The sequence below is a fragment of the Bradyrhizobium sp. UFLA06-24 genome (assembly GCF_054967145.1).
In genome coordinates this window covers 48516-70713 of record NZ_JADFUE010000031.1, presented here as the reverse complement: position 1 = coordinate 70713, position 22198 = coordinate 48516, and the positions used below count along the sequence as shown (strand labels likewise).

Annotated in this window: 20 protein-coding genes; 2 read left to right on the top strand and 18 right to left on the bottom strand. The window is 65.0% G+C overall.

Translation table 11 applies throughout. From position 1 onward, the window contains the following. Positions 1-2 precede the first annotated feature (2 nt). Genes IF809_RS23635 through IF809_RS23625 form a run of 3 tightly spaced genes read right to left on the bottom strand, consistent with a single transcriptional unit; the run spans position 3 to position 3873 of the window. A complete protein-coding gene (locus IF809_RS23635) occupies positions 3-1331 on the bottom strand; it encodes an MFS transporter (protein WP_462838713.1) in 1329 nt (442 codons plus the stop codon). A 34-nt stretch (positions 1332-1365) separates the two neighbouring features. Continuing rightward, the gene (locus IF809_RS23630; protein WP_462838712.1) at positions 1366-2937 is read right to left on the bottom strand and encodes a bifunctional 3-(3-hydroxy-phenyl)propionate/3-hydroxycinnamic acid hydroxylase; all 1572 of its coding nucleotides are present in this window, start codon (positions 2935-2937) and stop codon (positions 1366-1368) included. Between the two features lie 39 nt (positions 2938-2976). After that, positions 2977-3873 (bottom strand): VOC family protein, encoded by an 897-nt coding sequence (locus tag IF809_RS23625; RefSeq protein WP_462838711.1) that lies wholly within the window; start codon positions 3871-3873, stop codon positions 2977-2979. A 194-nt stretch (positions 3874-4067) separates the two neighbouring features. Between IF809_RS23625 and IF809_RS23620 the strand changes: the two genes are divergently transcribed. Next, positions 4068-4787: a GntR family transcriptional regulator gene (locus IF809_RS23620; RefSeq protein ID WP_462838710.1), complete on the top strand. Its 720-nt coding sequence runs from the start codon at positions 4068-4070 to the stop codon at positions 4785-4787. A 9-nt stretch (positions 4788-4796) separates the two neighbouring features. On the opposite strand, the gene IF809_RS23615 is transcribed toward IF809_RS23620, so the two are convergent. The 3 genes from IF809_RS23615 to IF809_RS23605 form a co-directional block, all read right to left on the bottom strand. Then, on the bottom strand, positions 4797-5009 hold the full coding sequence (locus IF809_RS23615; RefSeq protein WP_128966432.1) for a hypothetical protein: 213 nt from the start codon (positions 5007-5009) through the stop codon (positions 4797-4799). 213 nt (positions 5010-5222) lie between these two features. Then, positions 5223-5399 (bottom strand): hypothetical protein, encoded by a 177-nt coding sequence (locus tag IF809_RS23610; RefSeq protein ID WP_164938706.1) that lies wholly within the window; start codon positions 5397-5399, stop codon positions 5223-5225. A 106-nt stretch (positions 5400-5505) separates the two neighbouring features. Continuing rightward, complete coding sequence (locus IF809_RS23605) at positions 5506-7242, bottom strand: adenylate/guanylate cyclase domain-containing protein (protein WP_462838709.1); 1737 nt, start codon at positions 7240-7242, stop codon at positions 5506-5508. A gap of 305 nt (positions 7243-7547) precedes the next feature. Here IF809_RS23605 and IF809_RS23600 point away from each other — a divergent pair, with 305 nt between their 5' ends. Then, complete coding sequence (locus IF809_RS23600; RefSeq protein ID WP_453978752.1) at positions 7548-9734, top strand: lytic transglycosylase domain-containing protein; 2187 nt, start codon at positions 7548-7550, stop codon at positions 9732-9734. A 12-nt stretch (positions 9735-9746) separates the two neighbouring features. Here IF809_RS23600 and IF809_RS23595 read toward each other — a convergent pair whose 3' ends face one another. The 12 genes from IF809_RS23595 to IF809_RS23540 form a co-directional block, all read right to left on the bottom strand. After that, a complete protein-coding gene (locus tag IF809_RS23595) occupies positions 9747-10718 on the bottom strand; it encodes a tripartite tricarboxylate transporter substrate binding protein BugD (RefSeq protein WP_462838708.1) in 972 nt (323 codons plus the stop codon). A gap of 167 nt (positions 10719-10885) precedes the next feature. Beyond that, positions 10886-12127, bottom strand: coding sequence for a threonine synthase (locus IF809_RS23590; RefSeq protein ID WP_453978750.1), 1242 nt, complete (start codon positions 12125-12127; stop codon positions 10886-10888). 144 nt (positions 12128-12271) lie between these two features. Beyond that, the gene (gene lpdA, locus IF809_RS23585; RefSeq protein WP_453978749.1) at positions 12272-13690 is read right to left on the bottom strand and encodes a dihydrolipoyl dehydrogenase; all 1419 of its coding nucleotides are present in this window, start codon (positions 13688-13690) and stop codon (positions 12272-12274) included. A gap of 17 nt (positions 13691-13707) precedes the next feature. Next, on the bottom strand, positions 13708-13938 hold the full coding sequence (locus IF809_RS23580) for a hypothetical protein (RefSeq protein WP_194461905.1): 231 nt from the start codon (positions 13936-13938) through the stop codon (positions 13708-13710). A 26-nt stretch (positions 13939-13964) separates the two neighbouring features. Next, complete coding sequence (locus IF809_RS23575; protein WP_462838707.1) at positions 13965-15320, bottom strand: pyruvate dehydrogenase complex dihydrolipoamide acetyltransferase; 1356 nt, start codon at positions 15318-15320, stop codon at positions 13965-13967. A 62-nt stretch (positions 15321-15382) separates the two neighbouring features. After that, positions 15383-15835: a nucleoside deaminase gene (locus IF809_RS23570; protein WP_453978747.1), complete on the bottom strand. Its 453-nt coding sequence runs from the start codon at positions 15833-15835 to the stop codon at positions 15383-15385. Between the two features lie 2 nt (positions 15836-15837). Beyond that, on the bottom strand, positions 15838-16140 hold the full coding sequence (locus IF809_RS23565; RefSeq protein WP_008547332.1) for a DUF5076 domain-containing protein: 303 nt from the start codon (positions 16138-16140) through the stop codon (positions 15838-15840). Positions 16141-16143: 3 nt separating this feature from the next. Further along, complete coding sequence (locus IF809_RS23560; protein ID WP_453978746.1) at positions 16144-17526, bottom strand: pyruvate dehydrogenase complex E1 component subunit beta; 1383 nt, start codon at positions 17524-17526, stop codon at positions 16144-16146. A gap of 29 nt (positions 17527-17555) precedes the next feature. Then, positions 17556-18578 carry a pyruvate dehydrogenase (acetyl-transferring) E1 component subunit alpha gene (gene pdhA / locus IF809_RS23555; RefSeq protein WP_128966442.1) on the bottom strand — a complete coding sequence of 341 codons (1023 nt, stop codon included), beginning with the start codon at positions 18576-18578 and terminating at the stop codon, positions 17556-17558. A 245-nt stretch (positions 18579-18823) separates the two neighbouring features. Beyond that, positions 18824-20341 (bottom strand): aldehyde dehydrogenase, encoded by a 1518-nt coding sequence (adh, locus tag IF809_RS23550; RefSeq protein ID WP_128966444.1) that lies wholly within the window; start codon positions 20339-20341, stop codon positions 18824-18826. 322 nt (positions 20342-20663) lie between these two features. Further along, positions 20664-21623 carry a GAF domain-containing protein gene (locus IF809_RS23545; RefSeq protein ID WP_462838706.1) on the bottom strand — a complete coding sequence of 320 codons (960 nt, stop codon included), beginning with the start codon at positions 21621-21623 and terminating at the stop codon, positions 20664-20666. 192 nt (positions 21624-21815) lie between these two features. Next, the gene (locus IF809_RS23540; RefSeq protein WP_027529774.1) at positions 21816-22133 is read right to left on the bottom strand and encodes an FtsB family cell division protein; all 318 of its coding nucleotides are present in this window, start codon (positions 22131-22133) and stop codon (positions 21816-21818) included. Positions 22134-22198 lie beyond the last annotated feature (65 nt).

Here is a 22198-nt window from a genome sequence, read left to right as displayed (position 1 = left end):
GATCAGGTCGACGTGGCGGGAACAATGGTAGCTGAAGATGACGGCGAGGAGGTCTTCGCAAAGCGCGCGATGGTCCGCTCCGGGAAGATGAGTGCGAAGGCGGCAACCGCGCCGACGATGAGAATGCCGGCGGTGAACGTCATGGCATGGGCATAGCCGAGCGCGCTATTGCTGCCCGCCTCGCCGACGATCCATCCGGTCAGTGCGTTCGAGAACAGCGCGGACGCTGCATTGCCTGAATAGATCACGACGATCAGCCGGCCGCGCTGGGCCGCGGGCGCCACGGCGCCAAGCGCGACCGGTCCGAAGATCGTGGTGAGGCTTGGTGCCGCGAAGGCGATCGCCACGCAGGCGAGCTGGAACGCGCCTGTCGTCACGATGCTGAGCAGCAGTGCGCAGCCCGCAATCAGCAGCGCCAATCCCGCGGCATTGCCGAGGCAGGCGCGCAGGCTCCAGCCCCGACGCTGAAGCACTTGCGTGATCCAGGAGCCGCTGAGCAGCAACGGCGACTGGAACAGGTAGATCGCGGAAATGATCCAGCCGACGTCGGTCGGCTTGTAGCCGAGCCCGAGCTGGAGGAACGGCGGCAGCCACGTCGCGGAGATGCCGACGATCCAGTACGACATGGTCGACATGATGATGACGCCGATCACCGTCGGATCGCACCACAACAGTCGCGCCGGCAGTTTCGGCGAGGCCGCCGTCGCATCGTTTCCAATGTCCGCCGCGGCGTAGGGTCCCTCCCCGCCGATGACGCTCCAGGCGATCATCCAGGCAATGCCGAGCAGTCCGCAAACCAGAAAGCCGGTGCGCCAGCCGTGATTGATGATCACGTAGGTCAGCAGCGGGCCGCCGGCCAGAAGCCCGACGCTGATGCCCTGCAGAACGACTGCGCTCGGGACGCTGCGTTTATCGGCAGGAAACCAGTTGTAGCAGGCGTGCAAAGCCGTCGGCAGGCCAGGGCCCTCACCCGCGCCGAGCAGAATGCGACACACGACCAGCACCATGACGGAGCTCGAGAAGAACACCGGGAGCTGTGTCGCCGACCAGATGGCGGCGAGCAGCAGCAAGATCCACTTCACGGGGAAGCGGCCGACGACGAACAGTCCGACCGCCATGCCCGAGAGCGAGAACAGCAGAAAGAAGCTGCTGCCGATCAGGCCGAACTCCTTCGGACTGAGCGACAGCTCCTTCATCATCGGCACCGCCGAGAGGCCGAAGACCAGCTTGTCGAAGAAGTTGATGGTCTGGAACAGAAACAACATGATGAGAACCGCATAGGCGCGCGCAGGCACCGCGGGCCCCGTCGTCAAGCTCGACGATGACGGCATGATTTCCCCCTCTTGAGCGTTATCGTTGTTTTGTTCATCGCAGCCTCGCCTCGAGACCTGACAGCATCTCAGCTAGTCCGGCTTCGTCTGCCGCGACGCCGTAGACGTAGTGATCGGGGCGGACGATCGCGGCCGCGCAGGCGTGCCGCGCGAACCAATCCGTCACTACGTCGCTTTCCTCCCGCAGGATGTACGGCAGCTGATCGTGATCCGCCGTTGCGATCGCGATCAGGCGCAAGCCGATCTCCACAGCGTGTGACGCGATCGCACGCGATCGTGCCACCGCACTGTCGGCCCGCAGCACGAGCCGCCATCCGGCGCCGCACATGGTGTCGAGCAATTGCCGGCCGCCGGATGTCATGATCCATGGCTGGGGAAACAGCGTGCCGTTGGCAGTATGCGGCACGTCGGCGCGAAGGCCGCAGCTGAGCGGCGGCACGATCTCCTGGCGGGTAATGGTCCGCGGCACGCCGCCGCCTTCGGCGAGGATGCGCTCATCGCGCGCGGCAGCCGCTTCCGGATCGCGCTCGCAGATGACGTGGCCGATCGCCTTGATGCGGCTCGTCAGCTCACGGACGTGAGCGCTGCGTTCGTCCTGATAGGTATCGAGCAGCGCCTCGCCGGAGGCGCCGCGCAGAACGCGCGCGAGCTTCCAGACCAGATTGGCGACATCGCGAACGCCTTGACACATCCCCTGCCCAATGAACGGCGGCTGCTGATGGGCGGCATCTCCGGCAAGGAAGACGCGCCCTTCACGCCATTTGCTGGCGACGAGGGCATGAAAGCGATAGCTCGCCGCCCGCCACAGCGCCGCATCATCAGGCGTGAGCCAGCGCGCCAACAGCCGCCAGACCTGCTCGGGCTGCTCCATTGCGCGTGGATCCTCGCCGGGCAGCAGCATGATCTCGAACCGCCGGTGCGAGCCCGGGCCGACGATATAGGTGGTCGGCCGTGACGGATCGCAGAACTGCGCCGCGGTGCGCGGCAGCTTGGCAAGCCCAGATGCGTTGACCCTGAGGTCGACCACGAGCCAGGGCTCGTCGAAGACCAGATCGTCGAAGCCAATCCCGAGCTGACGGCGAACCGCGCTCGATGCGCCGTCGCAGGCGATGACATAGTCCGCCGTGACGTTGCGCGTGCCCTGGTCGCCGCACAGCTCGAGCGTCACACCATCAGGCGCCGGCTCGAGCTTGCGGAGCTCGGTACCGAGCTCCACGACCACCGACCGATAGGACCGCGCATGGGCGCGCAGGATCTCCTCGACCGGCGGCTGGGTGAACACCATGGTCGGGGTGTAGCCGAGCGGATAAGGCTCACTCACCATATCGATGCGGCGGATCAATTGGCCGCGCGCGCCGAAATGCTCCGACGCCGGAAACGGCGCAATGTGCGGACTGAGCGGCTCGGCAACACCGAGATTGTCGAACAGCCGCAGGATCTCGTGATCGAGCGCGATTGCACGCGGCTTGTCGTAGACCGCTCGGTCGCGGTCGACCGCCAGGGTCTGGATCCCCTCTGCGCCGAGCAGGCTGGCGGCGACGGCGCCTGACGGGCCGAAGCCGACGACAGCAACCTGGACATCGTTCGCGGGCTTCGAAACGGACACTGACCGAGACCTCGTTTGCGTGTTGATGGATCGTCGTGCTCAGCGCGCGGCGTAGCGGACGGAGAGTTGCGCGGCCTTCACGTGGTTGGCCTTGGGCGGCGCGATGCCCCATTGATCGGTGCGACCGGGCGGCCAGACCCAATGATCCGGGCCCCGCACGACGTAGCTGTCGTCGACCTGGAGCACCTCGGCGGTGTATTCGATCACGGTCCCCACGGGGTCGATGAAGTAGGAAAACACGTTGTCGCCGGGACCATGGCGACCAACCCCCCAGGCAATCGGGTAACCGGCGTCGATCATGCGGCCCGAACCGCGCATCACCGCTTCCAGGTTCGGCATCAGGAAAGCCACGTGATTGAGTCCGCTGACCTTGGCGTCGGCGATCACGACCGCATGGTGATCGCTGTTGCAGCGAACGAACGCCATCGCCTTTGAGCGGTCCGTCAGCCGAAAGCCAAGCGCCCTCTCGTAGAAGGCGGCGGAGCGATCAACATCCGTGCTGTTGAGATTGACGTGGGCAAGCCGCTCGGGCCGATCGCCTTGCTGCGGCTCCGGCCTATGACTGAGGTCGTCGTGAACGAAGCGCAGGACGCCGCCGTCCGGCGCACGAATGGCCAGCATCATGCCGCCATCGGGCGCTTGGTTCGGAGCTGGACTGCGGATCAGCCGCGCGCCTTCGGCAAGTGCGTTCGCGGCAATGGAATCGAGATCGTCCGCGCGCGCTGCGCGAAACGTCACCGCACCAAGCTCGGGCTGCTCACTTTGGTAGAGCGCGACGACGTGGTGGTCGCTGCCGGTCGCGCGCAGATAAACAACGCCGGCTTCCCGGGTGACGGGCGCAAGACCCCAAACGTCGCGATAGAACGCCACGGAGCGATCCAGATCCGGCGTGCCGAGATCGACGCTGCGCAGCGCAGTCACCGGAAACCGGGCCATGAACGCACTCCTCCGTCAGGCCACTGTCCGGGCAGACCGCGTGGCTTTCTTGATCGCGGTCGCACTTTCATGACCGACCCCCCTTTTATTACACAAAATGATCACCGCAACAGAAATTTATACATTTTATGGACTCGTGATCAGATGTATATGATGGCGCACCGTGAGCTGAGCGGACAATGGAGGCTGGAACGGTGGAATTGACTGCGGCGTCCACACTGCCGGCCCCCTCGACGCAGGCGAGCCACGTCTATGACCGGCTGCGCGAGGACCTGTTGTCCGGACGCCTCGCCCCGTCACGCAAGCTGCAGATGCGGTTCCTGATGGAGACCTACCAGACCGGCCAAACGCCGCTGCGCGAGGCGCTCAACCGGTTGACCGCCGACGGACTGGTCGAGGTCCGCGAGCAGCGCGGCTTTTATGTCAAGGACGTCAGCCGCGCGGAGCTCGCCGAGCTGACCAAGACACGCTGCTGGGTCGAGGCGCTGGCGCTCCGCGAGTCCATGGCGGCGTCCACGCCTGAATGGGAGGAGCAGCTCGTCCTCGCGCACCACAGGCTGAGCCGTGTGCCCCGGTCGTTGAGTGCCACCGAATTCGCCGACAATCCCGAATGGGAAAAGTTGCATCGCATCTACCATCGCACCCTGATCGGCCAATGTGGCTCGCAATCCCTGATCGGGTTCTGCGGCCAGCTTGCCGACCAGCTCTATCGCTACCGGCGCCTATCGATCAGCAAGGCCTTTCCGTCGCGTCACGTCGGCGACGAGCATGCTGCCATCATGGAGGCGGTACTGAGCGGCGATGCCGATCTAGCGGTGAAGCTGCTCACGGCCCATTATCAGCGAACGGCCGACGTCATCCTTCAGGACGAGGCCATTTTCCCCGAATTGCGACGCGAGGCGGCGCGAGGCTGACCTTCGCCCTCACCGCGCGCCGTGGAGCGTGCAGGCCGTCGAGCACGTGACGGTGTTGCCGTGGTCGCATGCCTTGCAGGCGGCAACGCACTGGTTCATGTCGCGCGGATTGAACGACGAGTAGCTGCGCATCGGGCAAACCGGGGTCGAGCCGGTGACGTCCTGCTCCTGGTTGCAGGCTGCTGTCAAAAGCGCAAACAAGACGACCGCAAACAGGCGCATGGGATGTCAACTGCCGGACGAGTTCGGTTCGCGGGCAACATTGCAGCGCAACCTTGCCCCAGGCATTCCCATCGCAGCGAATCGCGACGGGCGACTCCCTGCTTCTCGTCAAGGATGCGACCCAATTGTTAAGAACCGATTGCGACCGGGGGCTCCCCGGCGGGACAGATGCCCGGCATGCGGCTCACTGCAGCGAGAAACCGTCAGGTCGCGTCAGGCGGCAGCCTTGATCGCGATCGCCTGGCGCATGTCGACCGCGAGCTGGCGATACTGCTCCCCGAGCTTCAGGTAGAATTCGCGCTTGGTGCTGTCGGTGGCGAGCTTGGCAATGAGCTCGCATTCGGCGGTGAGTGTCTCGAACCGCTCCAGCCTGTCCTCAAGTTCTGTCATCGGCGTATCCCCATCAAACGCCCTAGGGACAGCAAACCTAAGCCCGGAAATTAGGTCACGGCGAACATCGTTATGGGGTAGAAACAATTATTCGCGGACCGGACGGCTATTTGCTGTCCATCCGCCAGGCGCCGTCCCAATCGGCCGCGGGCGGGCGGGCCTCGAACTCCGCGATGCGGGCAAGCAGCGTGCGCGCAGGACCGTCGCCGGGGCTGCTCTCCAGCGCGGCGTTGAAGGCTACGCGTGCGTCATCGAAGCGGCACGCCCGATAGGCGGCAAGGCCTTCGGCATAGTGCTTGCGAAGCTCCTGTTGCGCCGCGGTCAGCGCGCCGGCCCTGCTCATCACCTCGAAGATCGCTTGCGGCGCACTCTGGCCCACCACTGCCAGACGATCGATCTCGCGCAGCTCGAGCTTGGCGCCGATCGCCTCCGCCGTCGCCTGCGCAATCAGGATGCGGGTGCCGTAGAGCTTGTTCGCGGCCTCGAGACGCGAGGCAAGGTTCACGGCATCGCCCATCACGGTGAAGCTCATCATCAGCTCGGAGCCGATGCTGCCGGTCAGGACCTCGCCGGTGGCGATGCCGATGCGCAGGTCACATGGCGCCGGCATGGCGCGGATGCCGAGCAGGTCAGGCAACTGCTTCTGCAGCGCGGGCACCTGCTCGGCCATGTCGATGGCGGAGAGTCCTGCGAGCAGCGCCTGCTCGTTCTCCTCGATGAAGGGCGGGCCCCAATAGGCCATGATGGCGTCGCCGATATATTTGTCGATGATGCCGCGATTGCTGCGGATCGGGCCGGACATGACGGTGAAATAATGGTTCATCACCTTGACGAGGCCTCGGGGCGTCATGCCCTCGCTCATCGAGGTGAAGCCGCTCATATCGCAGAACATGATGGTCATCACCCGGCGCTCGCCGTCGATGGCGACCTCCGGCCGGTCGATCAGGCCCTGCACCACCTTGGGATCGATGTAGCGGCCGAAGGTCTCGCGGATGCGCTCGTTGTGGCGCAGCTGCTCGATCATGCGGTTGAAGGCGGCCGCAAGCTCGCCGATCTCGTCCTGGGTCGAGACGGCAATGGTCTTGTCGAAGCGCCCAGCTTCGACCTCGCGGGTGCCGGCGAGCAGCAGCCGCACCGGGCGGGTGATGCCGCTGGAGACCAGCAGCGCAAAAACGAACCCGACGATCGCCGCGAGCAAGGTGACGATGCCCGATACGATGATCGCCTGGCGCTGATGGCCGATCACTTGCGAGGTGCTGAAAAACACCTGCGCCAGCATGTCGGTGCGGATCGCATCGATCTTCTGGTTGAACTGGTCGCGCACGCCGTCGATGTGTTCCAGCGTCGCGCGGGCCTCCGCCATCTGCTTGGCGTCGACCTGCTTGAGGAGCGTTGCGCGATCCTGATCCAGGTCGCGGCGCAGGTCCGTGACGGCGGTTTCGATGCGGATCTCGATCCGCGCCAGCGCGGCATTGTCCGAAGGGGTCCTGGGATCGTCGATGATGGCGTTGATGAGCTTGCGCGCGCCCTCGGCCTCCTCCTCGATCCTCCGGTCCGTGACCTCGAACTCGTGCAGGCGGGCCGCATAGGCCTCCTCGTCCGTCGGCGACTGCATCCTGGTCATGACCATGCGCCGCAGCGCCAGCGCCCGCTCCAGCGAGCGGACATTGGCGCGGGCCAGATGGCCGTAGGCCGGGATGTAGCGGTTCGTCAGTTCGTCCAGGAGAATGCCGACCTTGCTCGACATCACCATCGACAGGATCGAGGTGACCAGCATCAGGACGATCAATCCGAGGGCGATGCCGACGATTTTGCGCCGGATCGACTGGTTGAAAAGCGGCATGAAGGGCAAAGGCTGAATAGAAGGATCGGTGGAACTCAATACACCGGATTTTGGGTGGGGAACACGCGCAATCGCGTCCATGCCCTGCGAAGCAGTTGCAACCACCACGCGAGGGCCAATTCGTTAACAAAGGTTAAAGCCGCTGTCGCTCCGAGTTCCCCAGTTCCAATCCGTATTTTGCCGCATTGTTGAACGAGCGTGAGGAATGCGAGACGATGCCGTGGCATCGTTGCCGGTGTCGTGATTCTCAAGCCGCATGTCGTCGCGGACCTTGGTTTGTAGTGGTTTCGCAGGGGGACCATGGAATGAACCAGTGCCTACGCTCGCTCGCGTGTGTCGTGGCCGTCGCCGCGTTGGCCTTCGTGCCTGCCGCCTCGGTGGCGAAGAGCAGCCACAAATCGTCCGCTTCCAAGAAGACGCACGAGACGAAAGCCGGCAAGCATCGCCATGTCGCGGCGAAATCGCGCCATGGCAAACATGCCGAGGCCAAGCGCAAGTCCAAGCAACGTGACGACGAGCCTGCGGACAAGCCGGCACCGCCGCCGCTGACCGGCGACCTTGCCGCGCTGAAGGACGCCATCGACCTCGCACGCAAGGGCAAGGCCGACGACGCGACTGCGGCGCGAGATCGCATTGCCGATCCCGCCGGACAGAAGCTCGCCGACTGGTTCATGCTGCGCCATTCCGAGAGCACCGCCAATTTCAAGCGCTATGCCGCCTTCCTCGCCGCCAATCCGGATTGGCCGAGCGCCGCGCTGCTGCGCCGCCGCGCCGAGGCGCGGCTGTGGCAGGAGAAGAGCGATGCGGCGACCGTGCACGCCTTCACGATGGACCGGCCGGCCAGCGCCAAGGGCAAGTTCGCCCTGGCCCGCGTGCTGCTCTCCGAAGGCGACAACGACCGGGCCGCGCGTCTTGTTCGCGAGGCCTGGCGGTCCGACGAATTGTCCGAGCGCAGCGAGGAGGACTCCTACGAAGCGTTCCACGATCTGTTGCGGCCCGAAGATCATCGCGCCCGCATGGACAAGCGTCTTGGCGCCAAGGACTACGCCGGCGCAAAACGCGCCGCAAAGCGTCTCGGCGAGGATGCGCTCGCCATCGTCAAGGCCTGCGCCGCAGTCAACGGCAAGGCCGACAAGGCCAAGGATTATCTCGACGACGTGTCGGCAGACGCCCGCCGCGACCTCGGCTATGTCCTGTGCCGCGCGCAATGGCACATCCAGAAGGACCACATCGACGATGCGGCCGAACTGATCCTGGCGGCTGCGCCCGACACGATGGCGGCGCAGGACACCGATGCCTGGTGGCGCGAGCGCCGCCTGCTGGCCCGAAAACTGCTCGACCAGGGCAAGTTCACGACCGCATACGACGTGGTGCGCGCCGCCGCGGTGCCGGCGATGGAGGTCTATCGAGTCGATTATCACTTCATGTGCGGCTGGATCGCGCTGCGCTATCTGGGCGATCCCAGGGCGGCCATGGCACACTTCGCCGCGATCGACGAAGGCTCGACCAATCCGATCGCGCTGTCTCGCGCTCATTACTGGCGAGGCCGCGCGGCCGAGGCGATGGGAGCCATGGCCGATGCGCGCATGAGCTACAAGGCGGCCGCGCGCTATCCGACCGCCTATTACGGCCAGCTCGCCCGTGCGCGGCTCGGCCTCGAGGGTATCGAGCTGCGCGCCCCCTCACCCGTGCTGACTGCCGCCGAGACGCCGGCGGCAGACGAGCGCGTCCGCGCCGCCGACATGCTGTACGGCATCGGCGAGCGCGACGTGGTGCTCTACTTCGCCGAGGATTTCGCCAAGGAGAGCTCCGATGTCGCGGCACTCGCGGCGCTCGGCGAGCTCGCTGGCCAGCGCAACGATGCCCGCGTGATGCTCGAGGTCGGCAAGTCGGCGCTGGCCCGCGGGATGGCGCTCGACCATTATGCGTTTCCGACCATTGGCATTCCCGAACACAAGCAGGTGGCGCCGGCGATCGATACCAGCGTGATCTATTCGGTGGCGCGGACCGAAAGCGCTTTCGACCAGCGCGACAAGTCGTCCGCCAACGCCGTCGGCCTGATGCAGGTGACCCCGGAGGCCGGCCGCGACACCGCAAAGCGCTTCGGCGTGACCTACGATTGGGACAGGATGGTCTCCGACCCCGTCTACAACACGCAGATGGGCGCCGCCGAGCTCAGCGCGCTCATGTCGGAATACCGGGGCAACCAGATCATGACCTTCGCCGGCTACAATGCCGGCCGCGGCCGGGTGCGCGACTGGGTGCAGGCACATGGCGACCCCAGAGATCCCAATGTCGATCCGGTCGACTGGGTCGAGCGCATCCCGCTGTCGGAGACGCGCAACTACGTCCAGCGTGTCATGGAGAACGTGCTGGTCTATCGCGCGAGGTTCGAGGGCAGCGGCGCGGTTGCCGGCAAGAGCGACCAACGCGTGGTGACGCAGGATTCGAGCGCCAAGGCGACGCCGGTTGGCTTTGTGGGTCCGCAGTAGACGCGGACCGGATCACTCCACGTTGATGTTCGCCGCCTTGATGATCGGCCACCATTTGGCGATCTCGGCCTTCTGCCTGATGCCGAGCGCCTCCGGCGTGAGCTGATCCTTGGGCGTCATCTCCAGGCCTTGGCTTTCCAGCTGCTTCTTCACGGCGGGATCGTTCAACGCTTCCACTGCGGCCGCATTGAGCCTGGTGACAATTTCCTTCGGCGTGTTCTTCGGCACCCACATGCCCGACCACAGCGTCATGTTGAAGCCCTTCAGGCCCGCTTCATCCGCGGTCGGGATGTCGGGGGCCGAGGACAAGCGCTTGTCGTCGGTGACGGCGTAGGCACGGATGGTTCCGGCGCGAACCTGGTTGATGGAGTTGGAGGTCTGGTCGACGATGATATCGATCTGGCCGGCGATCAGATCGTTCAGCGCCGGCGCCGTGCCGCGGTACGGCACGTATTGCAGCTTGATGCCGGAGACGCTCTCGAAGTAGACGCCGGCGATGTGGCTGCCGGAACCGGCTCCCGCCGTGCCCGCCGTCGGCGGCGACGGTCGCGATTTCAGCCACGCCAGCAGCTCCTTCAGCGAGGTCGCCGGCACCGCGTTCTTGCTGACCACGATCATCGGGTTGCTCGGCAGGAGCACGACCGGCTCGAGATCGGCGACGAGGTCGTAGTTCAGCTTGTAGACGGCACCGTTTGCGACATGGGTGCCGAGATGGCCGAAGGAGATGGTGTAGCCGTCGGGCGGCGAATGCACGGCGCGCCCTACCCCGATGGAGCCGCCGGCACCGGTGACATTCTCGATCACCAGGGGCTGGCCGAGCGAGACCCGCATCCGCTCGGCGAGCACGCGCGCCATCGCATCGGACGGCCCGCCGGCCGCAAAGGGCACGATGATGGTGATGGGATGCGAGGGATAATCGTCGGCGCGCGCGGCGCCGGCGAGCGCGAGAAATCCGATCAGCCCGGCCCAGACGGCCTTTTTCATTGCTTCCTCCGCAGCATTTTTTTCCTCACCTCACCCCGCTTGCGGGGAGAGGTCGAAAGCGAAGCTTTCGGGTGAGGGGGAGTCTCCGCGAGTCCAACTGTCACCACCCCCGCGGAGAGTCCCCCTCACCCCGACCCTCTCCCCGCAAGCGGGGCGAGGGAGAAGAGCTAGAACTGCGCGTAGTCGATCGGCTTGTGGCGATCGAGCGTGCGGGTGACCGGCGGCAGCGGGTACTTCAGGCCGGTCGCGCAATTGAACAGCATCACGCGGTCACCCTTCGAGACGCGGCCGTCTGCGAGGCTTTCCTTGTAGGCGGCATAGGTCGCGGCGCCCTCGGGGCAGAGCAGCAGCCCCTCCTCGCGCGCGACCTCGTTCAGCGCCGACGAAATCTTGTCGTCGTCGACCGCGATGGCAAAGCCCTTGCTCTCGCGCACGGCGCGCAGGATCAGGAAGTCGCCGATCGCCTGCGGCACGCGAATGCCCGAAGCGATGGTGTGCGCATCCTCCCAACGCGCGGCATGCTCAGTGCCGGCCTCATAGGCGCGGACCATCGGCGCGCAGCCGGAGGCCTGTACCGCCACCATGCGCGGGCGCTTCGAACCGATGAAGCCGATCTTTTCCAGCTCGTCGAACGCCTTCCACATGCCGATCAGGCCGGTGCCGCCGCCGGTCGGATAGAAGATCACGTCGGGCACGTCCCAGCCGAGCTGCTCGGCAAGCTCGAGGCCCATCGTCTTCTTGCCTTCGATGCGGTACGGCTCCTTCAGCGTCGAGGTGTCGAACCAGCCGACCTTCGCCTTGCCCTCGCCGACGATCTTGCCGCAATCGTCGATATAGCCGTTGACGCGGTAGACGGTCGCGCCCTGCAGCTCGATCTCGCTGACGTTCACCTCCGGCGTGTCGGCCGGACAGAAGATCGTGGTCTTGATGCCGCAGGAGGTCGCGTAAGCCGCGAGCGCCGCGCCGGCATTGCCGTTGGTCGGCATCGCCATGTGCTTGATGCCGAGCGCCTTGCCCATCGACACCGCCATCACGAGTCCGCGCGCCTTGAACGAGCCGGTCGGCAGGCGTCCCTCATCCTTGACGATGATCTCGCCGCCGCCGAGCTTCTTGCCGAGCTTGGGAAGGCGGATCAGCGGCGTCGTGACTTCGCCGAGCGAGACGATGTCCTTGCATTTGCGTACAGGCAGCAGCTCGCGGTAGCGCCACATGTCGGCGGGGCGCTGGGCTAACGCGTCCTTGGTCAGCGCCTTCTTCACACCCGCAAGGTCGTAGCGGACGAGCAGCGGCTTGCCCGCCTTGGAGAGGTTATGGACCTGGTCGGCGGCGTAGTGGTCGCCCTCCATCGCGCATTCGAGATGGGTGACGAAGGTCGGGCGTTCGATGGTGAGGTTGTCGTTGTCGTGCATGGGATGATTTCCTTCTTGTTCTGAAAATGGATCTCTCTGCTCGTCATTGCGAGCGCAGCGAAGCAATCCAGAGTCTTTCCGCAGAGGCAGTCTGGATTGCTTCGCTGCGCTCGCAATGACGGCGCAGGGCGCCGCCCTCGCCCCTCAAATATTCAACACCCGTCCATACGCATCCAGTACGGCTTCCTTCATCATCTCCGACAGCGTCGGATGCGGGAACACCGTGTGCATCAGCTCTTCTTCCGTGGTCTCCAGGTTCATGGCGACCACATAGCCCTGAATCAACTCGGTCACCTCGGCGCCGACCATGTGGGCGCCCAAGAGCTGGCCGGTCTTCTTGTCGAAGATGACCTTGACCAGGCCCTGGTCCTCGCCGAGCGCGATCGCCTTGCCGTTGCCGACGAAGGGGAAGCGGCCGACGCGGATTTCGCGGCCACTCTCCTTGGCCTTGGCTTCGGTAAGACCGACGGATGCGACTTGCGGATGGCAATAGGTGCAGCCCGGGATCATCAGCTTGTCCATCGGATGTGGATGCAGTCCCTTGATCGCCTCGATGCAGATCACGCCCTCATGCTCGGCCTTGTGGGCCAGCATGGGAGGACCGGCGACGTCGCCGATGGCGTAGATGCCGGGAACGTTGGTCTTGCCGTAGCCGTCGATGACGATGCAGCCGCGCTCGGTTTTGACGCCGAGCTTCTCGAGGCCGAGATTCTCGATATTGCCGACCACGCCGACCGCCGAGATGACGCGCTCGAACTCGGCCGTCTGCTTGGCCTTGCCGTCGTCGAGCGTTGCGACCACGCTGTCGCTCTTCTTCTCCAGCTTGGTCACGCCGGTATTGGTGAGGATCTTGATGCCCTGCTTTTCGAGCCGCTTGCGCGCAAGGCCCGCGATCTCCGCATCCTCGACCGGCAGGATTTGCGGCAGCACCTCGACCACGGTGACGTCAGAGCCCATGGTCTTGAAGAACGACGCGAACTCGATGCCGATGGCGCCCGAGCCCATCACCAGCAGCGACTTGGGCATCCGCTCCGGCACCATCGCCTCGAAATAGGTCCAGATCAGCTTCTTGTCGGGCTCGAGGCCGGGCAGCACCCGCGGCCGCGCCCCGGTGGCGACGATGATGTGCTTGGCCTGATAGCTCCCCTCGCCCAGCGAGCCCTTGGGGCCTTCGACATCGGACTTCTTCACGGTGATCTTGCCGGGTGCGTCGATCGAGGCGGCGCCCCAGATCACGCTGACCTTGTTCTTCTTCATCAGGAAGCCGACGCCGTCGTTCAGCCGCTTGGAGACGCCGCGCGAACGCTGCACCACCGCCTTGGGGTCGAACGAGACCTTCTCCGCCGAGAGGCCGTAATCCCCGGCGTGCTGCATGTAATGGTAGATCTCGGCCGAGCGCAGCAGCGCCTTGGTCGGGATACAGCCCCAGTTCAGGCAGATGCCGCCGAGATAGGACTTCTCGACGATCGCGGTCTTGAAGCCGAGCTGCGCGGCCCGGATCGCCGTGACGTAGCCGCCCGGACCGGAGCCGATGATGATGACGTCGAAGGATGTATCGGCCATGGCGGCTCCCATTCAACTCAAACCGTTGCACCGCGGGCGCGGCGTTTTGAAACGATCGACCTGACCAGCCATTCGACGATGCAGATCGAGATCAGAATCGCAAATCCGACGAGGGCGATCGGCTGCGCAATGCTGCGCGAGAGCTGCTCGCCGCTGACGAACGCGTCGTGCAGGATTTCCGTGCCGATCGGGCTGACGAGAACGATGATCGACAGCAGCATCGAAATCCAGGGCCAGCGCGTTCGCATTCGACGTGGTCCTATCAGCGACGGCTTCAGACCATCATCATGACGGGGTTTTCGATCAGCTGCTTGAATGCGCCGATCAGCTCGGCGCCGAGCGCCCCGTCGATGGCGCGGTGATCGCAGGACAAGGTCACGCTCATCATTGTTGCGATCTCGATCTTGCCGTTCCGCACCACTGGCCGCTCCTCGCTGGTGCCCACAGCAAGGATCGTGGCATGCGGCGGATTGATCACCGCCGTGAAGTCCTTGATGCCGAACATGCCGAGGTTAGAGACGGCCGTGGTGCCGCCCTGGTATTCCTCGGGCTTCAGCTTGCGGGAACGCGCGCGCGCGGCAAAATCCTTCATCTCGTTGGAGATGGTCGAAAGCGTCTTTGTCTCCGCCTTGCGGATGATCGGCGTGATCAAGCCGCCGGGCATCGCCACGGCGACGCCGACGTCGGAATGATGATGCTTGACCATGCCGCTTTCGGTCCAGCTGACGTTGCAGTTCGGAATTTTTTGCAGCGCCACCGCCATCGCCTTGATGACGAAGTCGTTGACCGAGATCTTGTAGAGCGGCTTCTTCTCCTTGTCCTTCGGCGCGGCGGCATTGATCTCCTCGCGCGCGGCGAGCAGCTTGCCGATGTCGCAATCGATGGTGAGATAGAAATGCGGGACGTTCTGGATCGACGCGGTCAGGCGCTGCGCGATGGTGCGGCGCATGCCGTCATGCGGGACGATGTCGTAGGAGCCCGGCTCGAACAGCGACAGGATCTGCTTGTCCGACATGGTCGGCGCGATCGAGGGTGCGCCACCGGCAGGTGCTGCGGCGGGTGCCTTGAGGCCCTTGCCCGACTTGGCCTGCTCGACGTCGCGCGCGACGACGCGGCCGTGCGGACCGGTGCCCGACACCATCGAGACATCGATGCCGGCTTCCTTGGCGAGACGCCGCGCCAACGGCGAGGAGAACACGCGGCCGCCATGACCGTTGCTCTGCGCAGCCGGTGCAGCTGCCTGTGGTGCAGGAGCGGCGGCGGGTGCCGCCTTGGGCGCAGGGGCGGCAGCGGGTGCAGCGGCGGGAGCTTCCGCGGCTTTTTCAGCGGCCTTCGGCGGCGCGGCCGAAGCGCTGGGCTTGGCGCTGCCCGCGGCCTTGACGTCTTCGCCCTCGCCGGCGAGCACCGCGATCACGTCGTTGACCGGCACGTCCTGCGTTCCCTCGGGCACCAGGATCTTGGCGATCGTGCCCTCATCGATGGCCTCGACCTCCATGGTGGCCTTGTCGGTCTCGATCTCGGCGATGACATCGCCTGATTTGACCTTGTCGCCTTCCTTCTTCAGCCACTTGGCGAGGTTGCCCTTCTCCATCGTCGGCGAAAGAGCTGGCATCAGGATGTTGATGGGCATGCTGACCTCACGAAGAACTTCTCAAAACGTCGCCTTCGAAAGTGAAGACGAACAGACCAGGTTTAGTTGCCGATGTCGCCTTGCCAGAGGCGCTCATTGGCAGGGATGGAACGCCAATTCTTCATCATGGTGATGGAGCGATCGTCGGCAAGGTCGATCCAGGGAATCCCGAACTTGTCGAGAATGTCCTTGGATCCCTCGAAGGTGACGGACTCGCCGATCACCACGAGCTTGACCTTGAACAGAGCGAGCGCGCCGGCACACATCGAGCATGGCGAGAGCGTGGTGTACATGACGGTGTCGTGGAACGAGATCGCACCGGCTTGGCGCAGGCAGCTCATCTCGCCGTGCAGGATCGGATTGTTCTCCTGCACGCGGTTGTTGTGGCCGCGGGCGATGATCTTGTTGTCGCGCGTCAGCACCGCGCCGATCGGCAGGCCGCCCTGCGCGATCGAGGCCTCCGCCTCGCGGATCGCCTCCAGCATGAGATCGTAATGGTGGGCTTCGATCGCCACGGTCAGTGTCCCTTCCCGCGCGGCGTCGTGGTGCCGGTGTCGGTCGGACGCTCGATCTCCGCCTGGAACATGTCGAGGATCCGGTTCAGCGCGTCTTCCTCGGTGTATTCGCTCTCGCGCGCATAGGCGCGCGCGGCGTGGCGGGCGAGATCGACCAGCAGCAGGCCCCACATGTCGGGCTCCTCGAAGGCCCGCTGGAACGCCATCGACAGCCCGCCATCCAGCACGAACACGCGCAGGATCTCGACCGCGTCGTCGCGGGTCATGACGTCGGGCGGTAATGGCTGCTCCTTCGGGCCCGCCATGGCCTACCTGTAGCAGACGGCTTTGGCGGCCTCGACCACTTCGGCCGCCGACGGCAGCGCGAGCTTCTCCAGGTTCGCCGCATAAGGCATCGGCACGTCCTTGCCGGCGACGCGCGCAACCGGCGCGTCCAGATAGTCGAAGGCGTTCTCCATGATGCGCGCGGCGATCTCGGCGCCGACACCGCTCTGCGCCCAGCCCTCTTCCACCGTGACGGCACGGCCGGTCTTCTTGACCGAGTTGACGATGGTTTCGGTGTCCATCGGCCGCAGCGTGCGCAGGTCGATCACCTCGGCTTCGATGCCGTCCTTGGCAAGCTCGTCGGCCGCTTTCAACGCGTAGGTCATGCCGTTCGACCACGAGATGATGGTGACGTGAGAGCCCGTTCGCACGATGCGCGCCTTGCCGATCGGGATGACGAAATCGTCGAGCTTCGGCACCTCGCCGGTGTGACCGTAGAGCACCTCGTTCTCGAGGAAGATCACCGGATTGGGATCGCGGATCGCGGCCTTGAGCAGGCCCTTGTAATCGGCCGCCGAGAACGGCGCGACGACCTTGAGGCCGGGGACGTTCGAGTACCAGGCCGAATAATCCTGGCTGTGCTGGGCGGCGACACGCGCCGCTGCGCCGTTGGGCCCGCGGAACACGATCGAGCAACCCATCTGGCCGCCGGACATGTAGAGCGTCTTGGCCGCGGAGTTGATGATCTGGTCGATCGCCTGCATGGCGAAGTTGAAGGTCATGAACTCGACGACAGGCTTGAGCCCGGTCATGGCGGCGCCGACGCCGACGCCGGCAAAGCCGTGCTCGGTAATCGGGGTGTCGATCACGCGGCGCGCGCCGAACTCCTGCAGCAGGCCCTGGGTCACCTTGTAGGCGCCCTGATATTCGGCGACCTCTTCGCCCATCACGAACACGTCGGGGTCGCGGCGCATCTCTTCGGCCATGGCATCGCGCAGCGCTTCGCGGATGGTCTGGGTGATCATCTCGGTGCCGGCGGGCACTTCCGGATCCGGTTCGGCGACGGCCTGCGGCGCGGGTGCGGCCTTGGGCGCAGGCGCTTCGGCCTTGGCGGCGGCGGGCGGCGCAGACTCCGCAGCCTTGGCGGCCGGTGCAGGCGCCTTGGCGAGATCGGCGGCGCTCTCGCCATCGGCGAGGATCGTCGCGATCGGCGTGTTCACCGCGACGTCGGCGGTCCCTTCGGGGATCAGGATCTTGCCGAGCGTGCCCTCATCGGTCGCCTCGACCTCCATGGTGGCCTTGTCGGTCTCGATCTCGGCGATCACGTCGCCCGACTTGATCGCCTCGCCCTCTTTTTTAAGCCATTTGGCGAGGTTGCCCTTTTCCATCGTGGGCGACAACGCGGGCATCAGCACTTGAATTGGCATATCGACTCCAAGAAAAAGCTTGCGCGCGTTTAGCGGTAAACGTCGGTCCAGAGCTCGGCAGCATCCGGCTCAGGATCGTGCTGGGCAAAATCGGCGGAGGCGTTGACGATGTCACGCACCTCGGCATCGATCGCCTTGAGGTCGGCCTCGCTGACCTTGGCCGCGAGCAGGCGGTTGCGCACCTGCTCGATCGGATCCTGGTCGTGGCGAACCTTCTCGACCTCCTCACGCGTGCGGTATTTTGCCGGGTCGGACATCGAGTGGCCGCGGTAACGGTAGGTCTGCATTTCAAGGATGTAGGGGCCCTTGCCGGCGCGGCACCAGGCCGCCGCCTCCTCGCCCGCAGCCTTGACGGCGCGGACGTCCATGCCATCGACCTGCTTGCCGGGGATGTTGAAGGACACGCCGCGCTTGGAGAAATCCTGCTGCGCCGACGCGCGCGAGACCGACGTGCCCATGGCGTAGCGGTTGTTCTCGATGACGTAGATCACCGGCAGCTTCCAGAGCTCGGCCATGTTGAAGCTCTCGTAGACCTGGCCCTGGTTGGCCGCGCCGTCGCCGAAATAGGTGACGCTGACATTGCCGTTGCTGCGATAATTGTTGGCAAAGGCGAGGCCCGTGCCGAGCGAGACCTGCGCCCCGACGATGCCATGGCCGCCGTAGAAGTGCTTCTCCTTGCTGAACATATGCATGGAGCCGCCCTTGCCCTTGGAATAGCCGCCGCGGCGTCCCGTGAGCTCGGCCATGACGCCGTTGGCGTCCATGCCGGTAGCGAGCATGTGGCCGTGATCGCGATAGCCGGTGATGACCTGATCGCCCTCTTTCAGGGCCATCTGCATGCCGACCACCACGGCCTCCTGGCCGATATAGAGATGGCAGAAGCCGCCGATCGCACCCATGCCGTAGAGCTGGCCGGCTTTTTCCTCGAATCGGCGGATGAGGAGCATGTCGCGGAGCGCCTTCAGCTCCTGCTCGCGCGTGAATTCCGGGGGCGAAGCGCCGTCGGTTTTGTCGTGTGGGCTGCTTGCGGCGGCTTTCTTGGGTGCGGCCATGAGAATTCCGGGTCAGAGAAAACTAAGCCCTCTCTAACCCAAGTCAAACGCCCTTGGAAAGCACCGCAGCGCCGCGGCACAATTTTCATTATGCCGCACTGCAACCTGCCTGGAAATATTGCAAAATCTTTCGCGCCGATCGGGCAACAACCTAACCGGCGCTGACCTTGTCGTTCATGGCTGCCATCTCACCGGCACAGGGCAGCGCAAAGGGAGGATTGCGCTGCCCTGCCCGGACTGCCCGATCAGAAGAAGCCGAGCTTCTTCGGGCTGTAGCTGACCAGGAGGTTCTTGGTCTGCTGATAGTGATCGAGCATCATCTTGTGGGTCTCGCGGCCGATGCCCGACTGCTTGTAGCCGCCGAACGCCGCATGCGCGGGATAGGCGTGATAGCAGTTGGTCCACACGCGGCCCGCCTGGATGGCCCGGCCGAAGCGGTAGCAGCGGTTGGCGTCACGGCTCCAGATGCCGGCACCGAGACCGTAGAGCGTGTCGTTGGCGATCGACAGCGCCTCCTCGTCGGTCTTGAAGGTCGTGACCGACACGACGGGTCCGAAGATCTCCTCCTGGAAGATCCTCATCTTGTTGTTGCCGTGGAACACCGTCGGCTGGATGTAGAAGCCGCCGGCGAGATCGCCGGACAGGTTCGCACGCGCGCCGCCGGCCAGAACCTTGGCACCTTCTTGCTTTCCGATGTCGATATAGGAAAGAATTTTCTCCAACTGCTCGCTGGAGGCCTGTGCACCGATCATGGTCGCGGCATCGCGCGGGTCGCCCTGGACGATCGCGGCGACACGCTTGAGCGCACGCTCCATGAAGCGGTCGTAGATGGACTCGTGCACCAGCGCCCGGCTCGGACAGGTGCAGACCTCGCCCTGGTTGAGGGCGAACATGACGAAGCCTTCGATCGCCTTGTCCAGGAAATCGTCGTCCTCGGCCATCACGTCCTTGAAGAAGATGTTCGGCGACTTGCCGCCGAGTTCGAGGGTGACCGGGATCAGATTCTGGCTGGCATATTGCATGATCAGCCGGCCGGTCGTGGTCTCGCCGGTGAAGGCGATCTTGGAAATGCGGGGGCTGGAGGCGAGCGGCTTGCCGGCCTCGAGGCCAAAGCCGTTGACGATGTTGATCACGCCCGGCGGCAAGAGGTCGCCGACCAGCTCGGCCCAGACCAGGATCGAAGCCGGCGTCTGCTCGGCGGGCTTGAGCACAACGCAATTGCCGGCGGCGATCGCGGGCGCAAGCTTCCAACAGGCCATCAACAGCGGGAAGTTCCAGGGGATGATCTGACCCACGACGCCGAGCGGCTCATGGAAATGATAGGCGACGGTGTCCTGATCGATCTCGGAGAGATTGCCTTCCTGCCCGCGAATGGCGCCGGCGAAATAGCGGAAATGGTCGATCGCCAGCGGCAGGTCGGCGGCGCGGGTCTCACGGATGGGCTTGCCGTTGTCCCAGGTCTCGGCGATGGCGAGCTGCTCGAGATTCTCTTCCATGCGATCGGCGATCCTGTTGAGGATGATCGCGCGTTCGACGACGCTGGTGCGTCCCCAGGCGTCCTTGGCCGCATGCGCAGCGTCGAGCGCAGCTTCGACGTCCTGCGCGTCGGAGCGGGCGATCTTGCAGACGACCTGCCCGGTCACGGGCGATGCGTTGTCGAAGTACTTGCCCGCGCGCGGCGCCACCCATTTGCCGCCAATGAAGTTGTCATAGCTTGCGGCGAACGGATTCTTCGTGAGATTGAGGAATTCAACCTTGTTCATGTTCACTCCCGATGTTGCTGTTTGCGCAAATTCGTCGCGTGGTCGCGACTTGCGGCAACGATCTCGCGGGAGGTGATTTCTGTCAGCCCGGGCGGACGCGATGGCGGAGCGGACCTGTCGCAGAACTGCGACAGTCGTGAGTGACAGACTCCACTTTCCAAGCCGTCATTGCGAGCCACCGGGCCCGCGCAAAGCGCGGCCCGAAGACAGGCTCCGCGAAGCAATCCAGAATCCCTCCTCGGGGACAGTCTGGATTGCTTCGTCGCCAGTGCAAAATTGCTTCGCAATTTTGTCACGGGCTCCTCGCAATGACGGATGAAGGTCAGTGCTTCAGCTCGAACCGTTTCAGCTTCCGGTGCAGCGTGGCCCGGCTGACGCCGAGAGCCTTGGCGGCGGCCGACACGTTGCCGCCGGCGCGCAGCAGCGCACGCTGCAACACCGCGCGCTGACCGCCATCGAGATGGTCATGCCCGGGTTCGCCGCCAAGCAGGTCGGCTGCGGGCACCGGCTGCATCGGCCGGCCCGGCGCAATCCCGAGACTTGCCCTCGCGGACCGGGTGGCGCCGATCACGAGATCATCCGCATCGACCGCGACGAGACCGATGGACTGGCCGTCCGGCCCTGGCGTGAGCACGATGCGGGCATGAGCATAGGCGCGGCGAAACAGGTCGGCCTCGATGCGCCTGGCGGCTTCTCCGGCCGCCAGCGCGATCAGGCTGGAGAAGGCATCGGTGCGATCGGCGCGGCAGGAGGAGACGTCGAGCACGCCGGCAAAGGCCGCCTCATGGTCGTAGATCGGAACGGCCGTGCAGCTCAGCAGCGTATTACGGGTGAAGAAATGCTGGTCGCGATCAATCGTTAGCGGCCGCTGCTCGACGACGCAGGTGCCGATGCCGTTGGTGCCCTCGTGCTCCTCGCTCCAGAGCGCGCCGGTCCACAGGCCCCAGGACCGAAATGTCGTGTCGTCGGCCGGCGTGCCGCGGCGGTCGACGGGAACCCCCTCGCCGTCGGCAAGCAGCACGCAGCAACCGCTCGCGCCGACCGCCTGATACAGCCGGTCCATCGCACCTTGCGCGGCGGCCAGCAGCGGCGCGATGCGCTCGCGCGCCTGTCGCAGTTCGATGTCGCTCAGCCGCAGCGGCTCGCTGCGGCCGGCGGGATCGAGATGGTGCAGTCGGGAGGAACGGCGCCACGAGGCCACGAGCGCGGACCGAGCCGCCTGGCCTGATGCAATAGCGGCCTCGACACGAGCCGCGTGATGCCGGGGCATTGACCCATCCATCACCGTTTCCTCCGGGAAGCAGTGTAGTTGGCGCTCGCACAACCCGATTGATCCCCGTCAACCTTCGGCGGCATCGCGCTGGGAAAAGCAATGCTCCCCGCGCCGCATAGCCGTCAAGGCGGGATCCGGCCGCGGACCTACGACCTTCGGAATAGGTGGCGGCCTGATCGGGATTGCAACGGCGCGGACGCGCTAGTTCTGCGGGATCATCCGGACGAGATCGTGCGGGTTGACGTAGTCGAGCTGGAACCGGGCCCGCTCGTCGAGCATGTCGGGGTCGATTTTTTCGGTGCGCAGCAGCGAGACGCGCTGCTCACTGCGGGCGCGCTCGCGCTTGAGCTGGGCGAGCTCGCTGGTGAGCGCGATGATCTCCTGGTCGAGCTCCTGGCGGGCGTTGAGGCCGTATTTGCCGGTATAGGCGTTGACGCCGAAATAGCCGACGATGGCGGCCGCCATCGCATAGAGGGCAAGGCCGGTCAGGATCGATTTGAGGCGGGCGCGGGAGACCATTTTGGCAAGATGGGCCAGCTTGGTTAAGGGAGTGCTAACCGCCCATCCAACTCGCTGTCGTTCCG